Consider the following 16,323-nt stretch of genomic DNA (forward strand, 5'->3'; position numbering starts at 1 on the left):
GAAATGATGCACAAAAGGCTCGCATTCATCGACACGCTGCGCGGCATTGCCGTGTTGTCGGTCGTGGTCCAGCACGTATTCGAGGTGATCGTCGAAAAGCACCCGACGGGCGCATATTACTGGCCGATCCATGATCTGTTCGGCTACTACATGAATTTTGGCCGGTTCGGCGTCGTGTTGTTCTTCTTCGTCAGCGGATTCGTCATTCCGTTCAGCTTTCCGGACAGCGCCACGCCTGTGCGCGACTTTACGATCAGCCGCTTCTTTCGGCTGTATCCGGCCTACTGGACCTCGCTCGTGGTCGGGCTCGTGGCGATGTACTTTCTTGATTCGAAGGTCTATCCGCTGGGGCAGGTCGTCGCGAACCTGACGATGTTCCAGACCTTCGTGAACGTCCCGAACCTCTTGGTATTCTACTGGACGCTGGCGATCGAGCTCTTGTTCTACGTCGGATGCACCATTCTCTTTGCCATGGGGCTGCTGAACCGGCGCTTCACGGCGGTGAGCATCGTCGTTGCGGCGGCGCTGGTCGGAACCGCGGCCGCACTCTTCGTCGAGAACAGGACGGTCTCCTCGGTGATGGAGGTCGGGCTGAACCTGTCGGCGATGTTCCTGGGCAAGATCATCCGCGACACCGTCATCGGCGGAAAGCTGCGGTGGAGCCATGTGACGATCTGCACTCTGATGTATGCGATCTTCGCCATCACCCTGTCGGACCGCAGGTTCGGAGGCGTGTATCATGAGAATTTCTTCTACAGCTATTCGATCGGATCGGCCTATGTCTGCGCGGCGCTGGTCTTCATCGGATTTGCCGTGTTCGGCGAACGAATGGCCTGGCGCCCCATGGCTTTCGTCGGAGTCATCAGCTACTCGGTCTACCTGATGTCGCCGTTCGTGATGGGCTTCATCGATCGCCTCGTCCGGTTCGGCGACGGACCTCTCGGCTGGTCGATCTTCCTGGCCTTGACCCTGGCGTTGTCGATTCTCGTCAGCTGGATGACATTCGCCTTCATCGAGAAGCCCAGCATTTCCTTCGGGCAGAGGTTCCGCTCGGCGCGAAGAAGGCCTGTCGTCCCCGAACCGGCCCTCAGCATCCAGGGTGCCGCGGAGTGATCAAGGCACCCCACCAGCCGGGCGCCGCGCATGATGGATCGTTCGTTCCGTCGGTCCAGGGCCTTCGCGCCATCGCCGCGTTGAGCGTGCTGATGGACCATTTCTACGACATGCCGAAGGGAGGGATGTACGACATCCCGGATCCCGGCTTCCTGCCGCCGCTCTGGCCCTGGCTGCAATCGGTGATCAATGTCGGTGGGCACGGCGTCGAGCTGTTCTTCATGATCAGCGGATTCCTGATCCCGGCAAGCCTGGTGCGGCACGGGTCGCTGTCACGGTTCTTCTTCGACCGCGTGCTGCGCATCATGCCGGTGTTCGTCGTGCTGCATCTTGCGCTGTTCGCGATCGGTCCGATCGTGGCCTACAAATTCTTCCGCGGGATCGATCTCACCAGCTATCTCGGGATTTTTGCGGCCAATCTGTTCTTCGTGCAGGACGCGCTCGGCCTGCCCATCGCCCAGCAGAACGCCTGGACATTGACCTATGAGTGGGCGTTCTACATCTGGTTTGCGCTGACGTTCTCGGTGTGGCGCACCGGTGGCAGATTGCTGGCGGCGCCCCTGATCCTGCTTGGCATCGCCTGCCTGATGCACTGGCCGATCACCGCCTTCTTCTGCATCGGCATGCTGTTCAGTGCCACGGGAGTCCGCATCTCGATTCCGGGACGCATCGGCTTGCTCGCGGGCATTGCTTGCGGAGCGGCGCTGTATGCGAGCCTGGTGCTGTTTCACCCCTTCGTCGGGCTCATTCCCGGATTTCTGCTGTTCGGCATGGTGCTCGCTCCGGACTCGGGCCTCGGCAGGGCTCTGAGCCTACCGGCGCTGCAATATGTCGGCAAGATCAGCTACAGCCTCTATCTCGTGCACCCCTTCGTGCTGTTTCCCCTGCAGGTGATCGGCCTGAAGCTGGTCGCCGCCGGCGTCGACCGCTGGCTGCTGTGGACCGCCTTCATCGGGCTTGGGCTGGTGATGTCGCTGGTTGCAAGCGCGATCAGCTATGAGCTAATCGAGGTCAGGCTAAGGCGACTGCTGGACGGCGCGATCCGCAGCATGTTCTCCCGGCCGCAGATCGAGCAATCGGTTTGAGGGCGCCGGCCGAGCTCAGCTCACGGTGCGACCGGCGAGCTTGTGATAGGACCCCAGCAATCCTTCAGCGATGCGATCCCAGTTGAGGATGCCGACGGAGGTCTGCCATGCGCCCTCGGTCAACGTTGCGGCGAGAGGCTTCGACGTCAGCACGCGCTCGAGCGCATCGGCCAGCGCAGTGGCATCGCCGGGCGGGACCAGCAGCCCGTTGACGTTATCGGTCACGACGTCGGGAATGCCGCCAGTGGCACTGGCGACCACGGGGCGGGAATTCCCATAGGCGGATGCAAGCACGCCGCTCTGCGTTGCATCCTTATAGGGCAGGGCGACCACGGTTGCGGACTGAAACAGTCGTCCGGTCTCGGCAGGCGCAATATAGGCGTTGATGGTCTTGACGGTCGGCATCGCCTCCATGCGCGCTCCGAGCCGTGTCATCTCGGGGCCGCGGCCGGCAACGATCGCTTCATGGGCCACACCGCGCCGGGCCAACATGTCGATCGCATCGATGAAGACGTCGAGGCCCTTGTAGGCCCACATCCGTCCAAAAAACAGGATGCGCGCGGCCTCCGGCGCGGTGACCGCGCTCCCTGCCGGTGGAACCATGAGCACGCCGTGCATGCTGGAGATCGCTTCCCCTTTGAAATCAGGCGAGGCACGGCGAAAATCGGCGACGCAGCTCTTGCCATGCGTGGTGACGACCGACGCGGCTGCGCGCATGCGCCCGCGCCATGCATCTTCACGCGGCGACGTACCGGAGCCGCCTTCCGAATGCGGGATCGCATCGTGAACGGTCAACACCAGCGGAATGCCGAGCGGACGAAGAAGCTGGATCAGCCTGGACGTGTAGATCTCCGGAACTTCGTGACAATGAATCACGTCGGGACGAAACGAAATTATGTCGAGGAATGAGGCCGGGATGCCGATCGCGCCACCGCGGCGCAGGCTCAGGTCGCGAACTCTCGTTTCGAATGGAGCTGTCACGGCGATATCGGCCAGCTCCCATTGCTGATTGGCGTCCTTGCGGTTGAGCACCAGCCGGACGTCGCAATGGCGAGCCAATCCCGACGCGAGACGGTAGGAATATTCCGCTAAATGCGGTGCGTAGATGGCGACGCGAAGGCGCTTGGCCATATCAGCTGTTTCCGCTCCAGAGGTCGATCGGGAATGCACTCATCAAGGCACGATGATCGAAGTTGAGGCGCGCAGCCCCACCCATCTCGCGACCTTCGTCAATGCTCGAGGCAAACTCGACGGCAAACCGGCCGGTGCCCTCGTAATAGTCACGATACTTGAACTCGGATTCTCCGCTGCTCAGGCGCACGTAGCGAGCCGGTATCCCGAATGCCTCGGCGACAATGATGCCGTGGAGCGAGCTTGCCAGAACCAGCTCCGCTTCGAGAATGGCGTCAATTCGTCGGTTCCATGATCCCAGCGGTGAGACCACCGTATCGGCGCCACGGGCGATGAGACTCAAATCGTGCAAATTCGGGACAAACACCCACGGCTTCTTGGCGGTGGGGCGAAAGCGATTCGGAAACAGCTGAGGGAGCAGCAACGCAGGGTCCCCGAACACTTCGGGTACCGCGATGCCCCGGCGCCGCAAAATCTCCCATGTACGAGGGCCGCGCACCGCTCGCACGTCCAGGTTCTGCACGCGGCGATTGAGGTCATCCTGGCCGGGGCGTCCGTTCACGCCGCTGCCCCAGATCACATCGTCATTTCGCGCGTAATGGAGCACGGAGCCGATCGCGAACAAGCGCGTTTGCCGCGGCACCTCGTCGGCGAGCGTATAGCCGAAATGCCGCAAGAGATGGTCAACGACGACGACCGAAAGATAGTCGCCGAAATTTATCGTTCCATCGTCAGGACGCCAGAAGAACAAGTCCACGTGCGGATACGGCAGCTGATGAATAAAGTCGCAACCGACCTCGTTCATCAACCGTCGTAGATTGGTCCGAAAATTCATGCTGCCTCGGATTGTAGCTGCTTTCTTGCCGTAGTGTCCTCGTAAACAAGGCGACTATTGGACCATTGCAGCCAATGGCTCAACGACGAAAGTCGGCCTAACCGGAAATTGTGACAGGCCTCCAATTGCGCCACGAGAATATCAAGCCGCGCTCGATCGTTTCGGGCGTCATTTGGTCCGCACTCGATTCCGCAGTCGGGCAGGCTCTCACGCTCGCGATCTACATGATCATGGCGCGGCTGCTGTCGCCGCAGATTCTCGGCATCGTGGCAACGGGGGCGCTGGCGCTCGAATTCTGCCGGGCAGTCCTGATCGAGAGCATCGCGATCGCGGTCCAGGCGCGTGCCGAGCCGAAGGACGAGGATTACACTGCCTCGTTCTGGCTCATCGCAGGTCTCTCCTTGTTTGCAGCGCTCGCACTGTTCGCCTCGAGCGGCGCGATCGAACGATTTTCGGGTCTTTCGGACATTGCCATCGTTCTCAAGGGGTTCTGCATCGTGGTGGCCGTACAGGGCCTGTCACGGACGCACGAAGCCTGGTTGATGCGCAATCAACTGTTTCGATCCCTCGCCATCCGCTCGCTTTCTTCAATATCGGTTGGCGGGGCCGTTGGGATCGGGCTGGCGATCCAGGGGTACGGGGTCGTTGCGCTGGTCGGACAGCTCGTTTCGACGTCGTTGATCTCGCTGGTCAGCCTTTGGGTCCTGACGCCCTGGCGTCCTCGGCTCCGGGTCAGCCGGCAGGCTGTTGTCGAACTCCTGAGCTATGCGCGCTACGTGGCGCTGACGGGGATCACGAACTTCGCCAATGCCAATTCCGATCTGATTTTCGTTACCTGGTATACCGGCGCCGCCGGCGCGGGCTTGTACAGCCTGGCCAAGCGCCTGGTCAATGCCGTGAGTACCGTGATTGGGAATGCGTTGAACCGGGTGTTCTTTGCGACCATCGCTGGCCTCCAGCATGACCGGGAAGCATCGCGTTCGACGCTGGTTGCCTTCGTCCTGTACACGTCGCTGCTGACGGCTCCGATCTTCGCCGGCATAGCGGTTCTGGCGCCGGATCTGATCACTGCTTTCTTCGGGTCCAAGTGGAGCGGGGCCGCGCCTCTGCTCGCGATCATGTCGGTCACCGGATTCCTGACCACGATCGGCCTCTACAATCACTCCGTTATCCTGGCGTTCGGCAAACCGCACTGGCAAACCTGGCTGACGCTGATCTACGCGGTCTCGAACATAGCAATCTTCATCCTCGCTGCGCCGTTTGGCCTTATCGCGATTGCTGTCGGCTACGTCGCTCGCGCCTTGTTGCTGTATCCGCTATCCGCCGGAGCTTCGATGCGGATCCTGTCGCTCGGTATCAGGCCCTATGCCGCGGCGCTGATGCCCGCACTTGCGGGCTCTGCGGTGATGGCATGCGCGGTGGCTGGTGCCTCCGTTGCGATGCCGGCCACGTCGCCATGGCTGCGTCTCGCCGCGCTCGTGCTGCTCGGTTCTTCGGTATATCTCGTCGTTGTTGTCGCGATCGCCCGGCCGGCCGTGGTGCGGATATGCCAGGAAATCCTGAGCCGAGTGCGGCGATCGTCGAAAACCTAGCTGCAAGACACCTAAAGCGCGATGCGATTAGGATGAATCGTCATCGCGCTTTAGGTTGTTGTTTGAGCATGATCTTTTCGGAAAACCGCTACACACTTTTCCGGATCGTGCTCTAGCTCGCATTGGCCGCTTGTCGGGTCCCCGAAGGATCGAGCGGCTCGGCCTTCGGGATGTGGGCCGACCTCGCATCGCCCGGCGCAAGCCGGTTGATCAATTTTCGAGCGGGATTCTCGAAGTAGTGATAGTCACGTCGGCGACGACCGTCAGAATGATGCAGCAGACCAACGCAAACACTGGAAACATGCTTGGTTGAAGTCCGAAATAGTGCCACGCCGGCTTGAAAAGCAGGATCAGCAGCACTTCGTGAACCATGTAGATCGCGTATGACGTGTTGCCGAGGCGGCCAAGCCAGTCAGAGCCGGGAAACCGGGCGAAGGCGCTTTCGCCGGTGGCTGTGACCCGGATCGCAAGAGAAAACAGTGTGATTGCGAGGTCGGGCTTGGCAAAGAAGTTGAGGACCATGATCGAGACGGCAAACAGTGCTATTCCGGCGAATGCGACTGGCTTCTTGCGATAATCGCTTGAGAGCCTGAACAGCACAGTCAGGAGAATCCCGCTCAGGGAGCTCGGAAGAGTCGCACCGTCGATCTTCGACCGGACGTCGCCGACCCCTTAAGATCCCGAGAATCGAAGGTTGCCCCGTACATCTGTGAGCGGTCCTGCCAGATCGGCAGGTGAGCATGGGCGACGACTCCATAAGGCAGCGCGACCATGATCGCGAGCATCAGCGACGAGATCCCGCCCGCTGCGGTGCAATCGCGCCGGTCCGGAAATGCATGGAGCCCTTCCGATTGCAAATGGCCTTCGGCTCTCTGCTCATCGATGAGGCATGTGCTCGAAAAGCGAACTGGGGCGGACATGGTCCCGCCCCAGCAATCTTGCTGCCGGTTGGACGGCTACCGTCTCGTTCACACGAACACGAAGTCGTGGCTCGTCAGGCTGGTGACATAGACGTTCTTCAGCAGGATCGAGTCGTTCTCCGAGAACGTGATGAGCGCGTTCGTGCCCGACTGCGTCATCTGCAGGTGGCTGTAGTCCGCGGCCAGGAGCTTCGAGATCTGGATCACGTCGTGGGTCGTGGCGTCGCCGGCCTGGAAGTTGAGGATCTGGTCCTGGCCGTGATCATAGGCGATGGTGGTCGAATTCGGCGCGGCCGAGAACACGTCGTTGCCGGCGCCGCCCTGGATCGTCACGCCGCTCCCAACGGCCGTGACGTTATGGGTGCCGTCGGTCCTGGTCTGATCGATGAACTGCAGTGCATTGGCGGTGTTGTAGTTCTCGTGCTGCGTGATGCCGGCCTGTCCGTTGAAGTTAAACAGGAATACGTCCCTCGAGCCGTCGGCGTGGCTGGCGATCTCCTGGGTCTTGATGCCGGCGCTGTTATAGATGTCGGTCAGTTTGCTGCCGTCATCGTTCATGACCTGGGTAAAGTCCAGAGTGCCGTCGGCGTGGGTCCTTGTGATCTCGACGATATTGCCCGAAGCATCGAGGTGCTGGTGCTGGGTCGTGTAGGACTGGCCTTTGACGTTGTAGTTCCAATTGTCCTGCGTACCGTCGGCGTTCTTAATGTAGGCAGCAGTCTTGATACCGCCCGTGTACACAGTCGTGGAACTGTAACCGTCGGTCTTGGTCGTGACTTCGCTGGTGATGACGCCTTTGGCGTCGTACCACTCCGAGGTCTTGGTGCCGTCGACGCTCTGCACGAGGGTGAACGCCAGGCTGTTGTCGGCGTGGGTCCGCACGATGTTTGTGAGGAAGCCCGTTGAATCGTAAGTGTCGTGCTCGGTCGTGTAGTTCTGACCGACAATGTTGGAGAGATAAACATCCCTCGAGCCGTCGGGGTGATAGTCGGTTTGTATCTTCTTGATGCCGGAGGCGTCGTAGTTGGTCACAACGCTGCCGCCGTCACTGCCGACGACCTGGGTAAAGTCGAGCGTGCCGTCAGCGTGCCAGCGGGTCACCTCTGTCGTCTTGCCGGTCGGATCGAGATGCTGGTGCTGCGTGGCATAGCTCTGGCCGGTGATGTTGTAGGTGAAATTGTCTTGGCTCCGGTCGGCATTGGTGATGTAGGCCGCAGTCTTTAGTCCGTTGGTATAGAGCGTGGTCGAGCTGTAACCATCCGCCTTCGTAATCACCTCGCTGGTAAGGACGCCCTTGGCATCGTACCAGTCCGTCGTCTTGATCCCGTCCTTGCTCTGCACCAGCTTGAACGCCATGCTGCCGTCTGCGTGCTTGCGGATCAGCGTGGTGAGGAAGCCGGTTGCATCGTAGATGTCGTGCTCGGTCGTGTAGTTCTGGCCGGTGATGTTGAACAGGAAGACGTCCTTACTGCCATCGGCGTGACTTTCGCTTTGCTTCGTCAGTACTCCCTTTGCGTCATAATAGGTGGCGACGCTGCTGCCGTCATTGTTGACGACCTGCGTAAAATCCAGCGTGCCGTCGGCGTGCTTGCGAGTCACGGCCGTGACCTTTCCGGTCGGATCGATGTGCTGAATCTGCGTGGTGTAGCTCTGGCCGGTGACGCCGTAGGCATAATTGTCCAGACTGCCGTCGGCGTTCTTGATATAGGCCTTGGTCTTGACGCCGTTGCCGTAGAGGGTCGTCGATGTAAAACCATCGGCCTTTTCAACCACCTCGCTGGTAAGGCTGCCGACGGCATTGTACCAGTTGGTCGTCTTGGTGCCATCCGGGGTCTGCATTAGCTTGAAAGCCAGGCTGCCGTCGGTATGCAGGCGCGTCAGGGTCGTGAGGAATCCGGACGCGTCATAGACGTCGTGCTGGGTCGTATAGTTCTGGCCCTTGATGTTGTACGTCCACACGTCCTTGCTGCGATCGGTATGGTAGTCGGTCTCGACCAGCTTTACTCCGGAGGCGCTATACAGCGTGATCACGCTGCTGCCATCGTTCTTGTAGACCTGGGTTGAATCCAACGAGCCGTCGGCATGGCTGCGAATGACCGAAGTAATCTTCCCTGATGCGTCAAGGTGCTGAACCTGGGTGGTAAAGCTCTTTCCGACGACGTTGTAGGAATAGTTGTCCTGCGAACCGTCAGCGTTCTTAATATAGGCGACGGTCTTGACGCCGTTGGTGTATAGCGTCGTGGAGTAGTAGCCGTCCGGCTTCTGCACGATCTCGCTGAGAAGAGTTCCCGCCGTATTGTAGGTATCTGTGGTACGGACGGCGTCGGTGCCGACGTGAACGAATTTCGTCTTCACGCCGCCGGTGTAGCTGATCAGGTCCTGGGAGCCGTCGCTGTAGACGACGTTGGTCGACGTCGGCTGCCCGCTCGCATTCAGGCCGGTGTCGGATGTCGAGAGCAGCTTTCCGCTCGAATCGTAGGTCTTCGTGTTGGTCCAGGTCGCGGCCGTATTGGTCACCGAGAACGAATATCCGCCCTGGATCTTGGAGAGGGCGCTGCCGTAATGGGCGATGATGTAGTCCATGGTCGCCTTCGAAGCGACCGGCAGGACGTGCGAGTCGGTCAGCGTGATGGTCTGCAGCGCCGTCGAGTCGCTCAGGTCGGACAGTTGCGGCACGATTTCGGCAGCAGCGCCCGTAATGCTGGTCCGGCTGTCCGGCGGCGTGGTCGTGGTCGGGGGCGCATCGATCTCGATGATCACGGGGTGATCGCTGACAGGAATGGTGATCGTGCTGACGTCGGTGTAGCTGGCAATGGCCGTGGTCCCCGTCAGCGTGTCGTACACCTTCACAGTGTGATGCACGGCGCCGAGATTCACAGTGACGGTCTGGGCCGCATTGGTCAGCTCGGTGTCGGTGGCGTCGTTCCAGAGCTTCGGCTCGGCCCACACGACGAGCTCGTAGGCGCCATTGCTCTTGCCGAGGACCATGCTGTTGCCTGTGGCCGGCATGTTGCCCAGGGTGTAGTTCAACGGGTCGGTCGGCTGCTGGCCGCCCTTGCCGTCGTCGGCCAGGATGGTGGTCAGGTTGTGGATCGCCGTCGCGGCGAGCTTGGGCGTGCCGTCGGAGTTGAACAGGCCGAAATTGGCTTCCGGATTGGTATTGCTTGCGGAGGAGTCGCGGTCGAACAGCTCGTAGAGGTAAGTCTGGCTCACGCCGGCCTTGTAGGCATCGACCAGGGTGTTCAGGATCGACTTGGCCTGCACCGTCTCGTTGACGCCGAGATATTGCGTGTTGGCTTGCGTGGTGTAGCCGGTTTCCGTGATGACCACGGGCTTTCCCGGCGCCGCAGTCATGACGGCGCTCAGAGTTGCCGCAATTGAGCTGCTCGGATTGAGGCTGGTGCTGACATAGGCGTGGGCGTTGGCGTAGTCGACGGAGGCCGACATGTTGCCGAGCTGGCTGTAGCCCTGAGGATCGTTGTAGGCCAGTGACAGATTGTAGACGGGGATGCTGCCGAGCGCAGCATTGGCATTGACTGCTTGATAGAGGGCGCTCTGGAATTGAGCCGCGGCGGTGAGGCTCGAGCTGCCATTGTAGCTGAAGGGCTGATGATTGGCCTCATTGAGGCCCTCGATGGCGCTGATGCTGCCCGGGTGGCTCGTTGCGAACTTCTCGAGCGACGCGATATACTTCTGAAGCCCGGCCGTACCCGATTGGGGCAGGGCGGACGACACCAGGAAATCGAACTTGTAGCCGGCAGCGGCAAGGCCGTCGACCACCGGTTGCGCGGCGGGGCTTGTCCCCATCGAGTCGCGCAGATGCGTGACGCCGAGATATTTCAGGTCGTCGACCATCAGCGCGAGATTGTTGTAGCCGGTCCACCCGAAGCCGGCATGCGTGTTGACGCCGATGGAGTTGATGAAGCCGCTGGCGGACAGGACGGTTTGATCAGGCATTGCACACTCGAATTTCAACGCGAGCAAAATTGCTCGCAGGATTTGCGTTCAAGCTTCATTGTCGAGTGTGAATTTCAGATAAAAATCGTAGCTACAAATCGCGAGCGAATGAGGTTCCTTGTGCAGGAACAGGTCGACTCGAGTTGCAGCCGAATGCTGATGCGATGCCTGCGCAGGATGGCACGAGGAAGGCGCTTTCAAGAATTGCGCGACCCATGCTGCTGAAACTATGCGCACATCGCGCGGCATCGCTTGGTTGCTCAGCCTGTTGGCAGGTGCCGTTTTCGTTGGCGCGTAAACTATGGACGATTAGCGCTTTGGTTGTACGTATTTTCACGGGGTCTCACTGCCGGATTTACCAGGGCCGCTTACGGTTCCATAGGAGCGGCTGACTAGCCACTTGCTTCCGTGAAGGGACAGCGCAGCTATCTGCCTCGGCGGGCCAGCATCAGGAAGTCTCCGCGCCATCCGACGATCGCAGTCGCGATCGCCGCGATCACGATCTTGCCGGCGAGCCATGCCGCGGGCTCGGTCGGAATTGCGCCGAGTGATCCGATCAGGACCGCAGCCGCCACCGCCTGCGCGACCAACGACCAGCGCGGGAATGCGTCGAAGCGCAGGGTCGGACCGAGCGCAGCGAGGATCGTCGCAAGTGTGGCGACCGAAGCGCAGCCGACAGCCTGCCGCGGCGACAGGCCCGCCCATGTTGCGGCAAACACGACAGCTGCGACGGTTGCGAGCTGCCCCGCGGCGACGACCACAAGCCTGGTCGCGAGCTTCTCCAGGTGTGGAACGACGGCAGCTGTGGCCTGCAGATGGGTGTGCAGGAAATAGAAGACGGCGACTGCCGGCGCCGTCGCCAGAAAGCCGTCAAGGCTCTCGCGTGGCACCACCATGCGGGCGGCATCAGGAATGAAGCCTACCAGCCCACCGAGCAGCACAAGGGTGGTGCAGACCATGAATTCGAACATCCGTCGGGCCGATTCAACCGACTTCACGACCGGCCGGCGTTCGAACTCTTTGACCACGTCGGGATAACTTACGGTGTGGATCGCCGCATTGAGAACCCAGAACGGGCGTTGCAGCAGATCGAGCGCGATCGAGAATCCGGCACCTGCGCCGGTCGCGCCCAGCCTGCCGATGATGATGATCCGGAGCAGAACGGGCACCGACAGATGGATGACGGACGCGCCCGCGGCGAGCATGCCGTAACGGGCGAAGCTCTTCCAGTCGGCCAGCATCGTCTGCAACGAAGTACGCTCTACAGGCGTGCGATAGACGGCCATGCCGGCAAGGAGGCCCAGGACGTGACCCGACGCGATACCGAGCAGCGCTGCCTCCGCCGTTCCTGAAGTCGCTGCTCCCAACGCGCCTCCGGCCAGAAGCGCGGTTGCACGGAGTGCGAGAAGAGAGGAGGCCACTCCCAACCGGTCGGACAGACGCACCGTCAGAAAATAGAGATCCGTCAGGCCCTGAAGCACGGAAATGCCGAGACCCAGTGCAATGATCCCCGTCGGCAGGACACTGGCCAGAGATGCGCAGCTGCCGCCCACGATCAGCGCGCCAGCACTCGACAGGCCTGCTGCAAAGAGCGACCACCTCAGCCGAGCCGCCTCGTCTTCGTTGGCTGCCGCCAGGAAACGCAGTCCGGAGAGCTGCAGCCACTCGAACATCAGAACGCAGAGCAATTGGCTCGAGGCCAGTGCCAGCGAGAAATTGGTGTAGGCGGCGGCGGGCAGCAGATGGCTGACTGCGAAGATCAGGATGATCGCCGCGGCGCTCTGATAGACGTAGCCCGCCATCGCGAAGAGGCGTGTCATCTCGGAATGAGGCGCTCCTTGGCCACAGCCCGTCCCAGCGGCGCATCGGCCGTTGCCGCGTGCAGGCGCGACATCCGTTGCTCCCGCAATTGTTCATACAGGTTCTTGTATGACGACAGCACGTCGGCAAATACCCATTTATTGGTGTCCGCGATCAGGCGCCGGCTGATCTCATCGATCTTGTGCGGATCCGCCGCGACCGCGAGCATGCTGTCCGCCAGCGATTGCGGGTCGGCTTCAGTGAGCCAGCCGGTCACGCCATGCTGAATGACCTCGGGCATGCCGCCAAAGCGGGTTCCGAGCAGGGGCCTGCCGGCCGCCTTTGCGTCCGCGACGACGAGCGGGCCGGGGTCGTGCCAGATCGATGGTGCGACCACTACGTCGACTTGCTTGTAGAAATCGTCAGGCGCCACGAAGCCCATGAACTCAATTCGTGCATCTCCCGAGAGAGCCCGGAGACGTCCTTGCTCTTGGTCGCTGACCCGACCGGCGATCAGCATCCGGATCCGGTCGCGGGGCAGCAGAGCAAGAGCCCGCATGAGGTTATCGATGCCCTTTTCCTCCGTAAGCCGGCCAATGAACCCGAACGTCACTTCCGCGGTGCAGATGGGACGTGGATAGGGCTCACGCGGCGGCTCGGTCGAGGCGTTGCGGATCACGGTACGGATCGGCGTCTCCGAGAACATGCCAATGTCGGTATGAATGGACAGGACGCGCTCGCTCACACCGACCACGGCGCTGAGCCAGTGCGTGGCGCGCTTGCGATGAAAGGTCAGGATCCCGCAGCTCGTGCAAGTGTGCTCGCAGGAATGTCCCTTGTCGAAGCGCGAGCACCGCGGGCAGGTCAGGTAATAGTCGTGAAGCGTATGGAGCACCGGGACCTCGAGCTGGGCGGCAACGCGCCAGATCGCGGTGGTGAGACCCGACAAATTGTTGGAGTGCAGTACGTCCGGCTTGAAGGCCCGGATGCGCTCCGCGATCAGGGGCGCCTGCATCTGCCAGTCGTCGATGGCGTGCCAGATGCTGCGCAACGCGACGTTCTTCTGCTCCGTGAAGGGCAGATAGATATTCCGCACGGGCGCAGAATAGATGTTGATGCCGTTGCAGGTCTCGCGAGCCTGCTGGGGCGCGGGTGCTGCGCGTATAACCTCGACCTCGTCTCCGCGTTGCGCCAGGCCTTCGGCGAAACGTCGCGCGAAGATCTCTGCGCCGCCGACGATCTTTGGCGCCTGAGGCGTCGGATAAAGCGTGGATGTCAAAAGAACTTTCATCGCGTAACCCCATATCTGCAAAATGGCGTCTATCGCACCGGACGTATCTCCAGGGCGGGAATGGCACTGTCATTGGCTGCAATGAGAACCGGAGTGCTCGAAACCGGAATCCAGATTCCGGAAGCCGGTTTTGCGGTCGCATTGCACGGCATCGCAAAGCTCGCGCCTTGCTGATCGTCCTTGATCCGGATTTCGTAGCGTCGGCCCGGGGCCTCGGACCAGACCGCAACTCTGCCGCCGGACGTCGTCGATGCGTTGATCGACACGACGCCGCTGGCGAGCTCTCGTCGCTCGGCACTCAGGCTGGAGCGGATGAAGGCCCAGGCGCCCTGGGCCGCGCAGGCGACCGGCTTCGGCGAATTGTCGAAACGATAGAGGCCGAAATTGTGCTCCAGGTCCGACGGATTCGTTCCGCTGTCCTTGAGCTCGTAGAGCCACATTCCCTTGAGCCAGCGCGTTGCAGTCGACGCCCACAGGATCAGTTGTGCCGTATTGTCGGCCTGGGCCTGTTCGTTGACGCCGCATTTGTTGCTGGCGGTGGTCCAGCCGGTCTCGGTGACATAGATCGGGAAGGTGGGGTTTCCGCTCGCCTGGCTGACGAGGCGGTGAAACGCCGTCAGCCTGTCGATGATTTCGGCCGAGGTGCGTTTGCTCGGGCCCATGCAGAAATTATAGAGATGGATCGAAGCGCCGTCCGCGTACTGGAGAATGCCGGTGCGCAGCATCTTCTCCGTCCATATCCAGTCCGGATCGTCGCCGAGTGCTCCGACCAGGAAAGGCGCATTCGGCGCAACGCGCTTGACCGCCGGTCGTGCGACCTGCGCGAGCGCCAGATAATTTTCCGGCGAGAACGCAGCATCTTTCTTCGACGCCAGGTTCCATTCGTTCCAGAGCTCAAACAGGGGATCTTGCGCTACGACCGATCGCGCCGCCGCAGCGGCATACTCCGCGAAGCGCTGCCGGGCTTCATCGGTCGTCGGTGGCGAGGAATTCGGGATGAGATGATGGCCGAAGGCCAGAATCAGGAGAGGGCGTGCGACGCCGGACCTGACTTGCGCCTCGAGCCTGCCAAGTCTGGGGTTGAACCCCAGCCGGCGTCCTGGCATCTCGAAATCGGACCAGGGGAAATCGTCGCGGAAAGCGTTGAAGCCGAGTTGCTTGATCTGGGCTATGTTCTCGGCAGGAACATATCCGCGCGCGCTCACTGGGCCGCCAAGCCCCTGATGCGTGCCGACCCCGAGCAGGAATCGGGCATCGAGCGGCTGCGCCTGCTGCGCGCAGACGGAGGCTGGCAGGAGAATGGATGCGATGAGGCTCGCGACCCGAAGACTGTCGCGAAGCAAGGTGCATGGGAGCGGTCGAGCCATCAGAAGTTCTTGGAAAGATCCGACTGCAGTCCCGCCTTCGCCTCGACCCCGTCGCCCTGGAGAAGCTCGACATAGACCTGCTGCAATTGTGCATGCGTCTTCTGAACGTCATACAGCTGCTTGAAGCGGTCGTAGCCGCGCTGTCCCAGCACCTTGAGGTCGAGATCGAGCGCGCGCCGGAAACCATCGACGAGCGGCTGGACCGCGACGGGCTCGCAAAGCACCCCCGTCACACCGTCGACGACGATCTCGGGCAGCGCGCCGCTGCGGAACGCCAGGATCGGCTTGGCCGCTCGCATTGCTTCAAGGGCAACGAGACCAAACGCCTCCCATCGTGACGGAATCACGACGAGGTCGGCGGCCTCGAGCTGAGTCTCGATGGCGGGGCGATCCAGCCAGCCCAGCAGCGAGACATTGGAAGGCACCGTCGGCCCTTCGTATTTATTGACGACGGAGGCGCCGATCATGCGAACGTCCAGCACATCCTCGAGCGAGCGCGCTGCTTCGATCAGGAGATCGAAGCCCTTCTGTCGGTCCAGGCGCCCGATGAACAGGACCTTGACCTTCTTGGACGTCCAATCGGCCGCAACGGGCTGCGGATTGCGGCTCTTCGCGATGCCATTGTGGACGACCGTGAGGCGGTCGGCAGAAATTCCCGCGCGGATCGCCTCGCTATACTCGTCACCCGAGATGCAGATGATGCGGTCCGACGTTCGCGCGAGAAGAGTTTCTGCGGCCTTCGTCACGACATGGCTGAGACGACCGGTCTCGCGCGCAAACGCCCAGCCGTGTGGGCAATAGACGACCCGCGGACCGTCCGAGCGGGCTGCCAGCGCAGGGCGAAGCACGAGTCCTGCAAAGGAAGAGTGCAGGTGCACCACATCCGGGCGAAAGGCGTCGAGGGCTTGCATGCTTGCGCGCAGCATCTGGAATAATCCCGAGATGCTGCGGCTGGACCGCTCGAACGTCGTAATCTGATTGTCATCGATCGCGCCGAGATCGCGTCGATGATCCGAGGGCACGACATAGTGCACGTTGTCGGCGCCGAAGCTCGCCTGTTGCTGTGGATGCAGTTCATTCAGGTAACTGGCGATGCCGCCGCGGATCGTCTCGGCGATGTGCAGCACTTTCATCGTTTGCCTCGCATAGAACCGCGTTGGAGAGCCGGACATCGTGTATCCCTGTTCTGTTTTCGCTAGTGCGAAACACAGTTCCTCGAATACGTAGCGATA

At 61.3% G+C, this 16,323-nt stretch carries 11 protein-coding genes; 3 read left to right on the plus strand and 8 right to left on the minus strand.

Features of this window, described 5'->3' with window-relative positions; all coding sequences use genetic code 11:
* Window positions 1–3: 3 nt before the first annotated feature.
* On the plus strand, window positions 4–1,113 hold the full coding sequence (locus K408_RS0125895; RefSeq protein WP_028145992.1) for an acyltransferase family protein: 1,110 nt from the start codon (window positions 4–6) through the stop codon (window positions 1,111–1,113).
* Window positions 1,110–2,198, plus strand: coding sequence for an acyltransferase family protein (locus K408_RS0125900; RefSeq protein WP_024341371.1), 1,089 nt, complete (start codon window positions 1,110–1,112; stop codon window positions 2,196–2,198). The genes K408_RS0125895 and K408_RS0125900 overlap by 4 nt, the downstream gene beginning before the upstream one ends.
* A gap of 15 nt (window positions 2,199–2,213) precedes the next feature.
* On the opposite strand, the gene K408_RS0125905 is transcribed toward K408_RS0125900, so the two are convergent.
* The gene (locus tag K408_RS0125905; RefSeq protein WP_024341372.1) at window positions 2,214–3,329 is read right to left on the minus strand and encodes a glycosyltransferase family 4 protein; all 1,116 of its coding nucleotides are present in this window, start codon (window positions 3,327–3,329) and stop codon (window positions 2,214–2,216) included.
* A 1-nt stretch (window position 3,330) separates the two neighbouring features.
* Window positions 3,331–4,134 (minus strand): polysaccharide pyruvyl transferase family protein, encoded by an 804-nt coding sequence (locus K408_RS0125910; protein WP_024341373.1) that lies wholly within the window; start codon window positions 4,132–4,134, stop codon window positions 3,331–3,333.
* Between the two features lie 155 nt (window positions 4,135–4,289).
* On the opposite strand from K408_RS0125910, the gene K408_RS38755 reads away from it, so the two are divergent.
* Entirely contained in the window at window positions 4,290–5,756 is a 1,467-nt protein-coding gene (locus K408_RS38755; RefSeq protein WP_024341374.1) for a lipopolysaccharide biosynthesis protein, read from the plus strand.
* A 210-nt stretch (window positions 5,757–5,966) separates the two neighbouring features.
* On the opposite strand, the gene K408_RS40425 is transcribed toward K408_RS38755, so the two are convergent.
* The 6 genes from K408_RS40425 to K408_RS0125950 form a co-directional block, all read right to left on the minus strand.
* Entirely contained in the window at window positions 5,967–6,356 is a 390-nt protein-coding gene (locus K408_RS40425) for an acyltransferase family protein (RefSeq protein ID WP_024341375.1), read from the minus strand.
* A gap of 368 nt (window positions 6,357–6,724) precedes the next feature.
* On the minus strand, window positions 6,725–10,633 hold the full coding sequence (locus K408_RS0125930; protein ID WP_024341377.1) for a hypothetical protein: 3,909 nt from the start codon (window positions 10,631–10,633) through the stop codon (window positions 6,725–6,727).
* A 425-nt stretch (window positions 10,634–11,058) separates the two neighbouring features.
* Entirely contained in the window at window positions 11,059–12,453 is a 1,395-nt protein-coding gene (locus tag K408_RS0125935; protein ID WP_024341378.1) for a hypothetical protein, read from the minus strand.
* A complete protein-coding gene (locus K408_RS0125940) occupies window positions 12,450–13,724 on the minus strand; it encodes a glycosyltransferase family 4 protein (protein WP_024341379.1) in 1,275 nt (424 codons plus the stop codon). The genes K408_RS0125935 and K408_RS0125940 overlap by 4 nt, the downstream gene beginning before the upstream one ends.
* A 29-nt stretch (window positions 13,725–13,753) precedes the next feature.
* Complete coding sequence (locus K408_RS0125945; protein ID WP_029674310.1) at window positions 13,754–15,091, minus strand: hypothetical protein; 1,338 nt, start codon at window positions 15,089–15,091, stop codon at window positions 13,754–13,756.
* Window positions 15,091–16,224, minus strand: a complete 1,134-nt coding sequence (locus K408_RS0125950; protein WP_024341381.1) for a glycosyltransferase — start codon at window positions 16,222–16,224, stop codon at window positions 15,091–15,093. The genes K408_RS0125945 and K408_RS0125950 overlap by 1 nt, the downstream gene beginning before the upstream one ends.
* Window positions 16,225–16,323 lie beyond the last annotated feature (99 nt).

The sequence above is a fragment of the Bradyrhizobium sp. in8p8 genome (assembly GCF_000426845.1).
Classification (GTDB): domain Bacteria; phylum Pseudomonadota; class Alphaproteobacteria; order Rhizobiales; family Xanthobacteraceae; genus Bradyrhizobium; species Bradyrhizobium japonicum_C.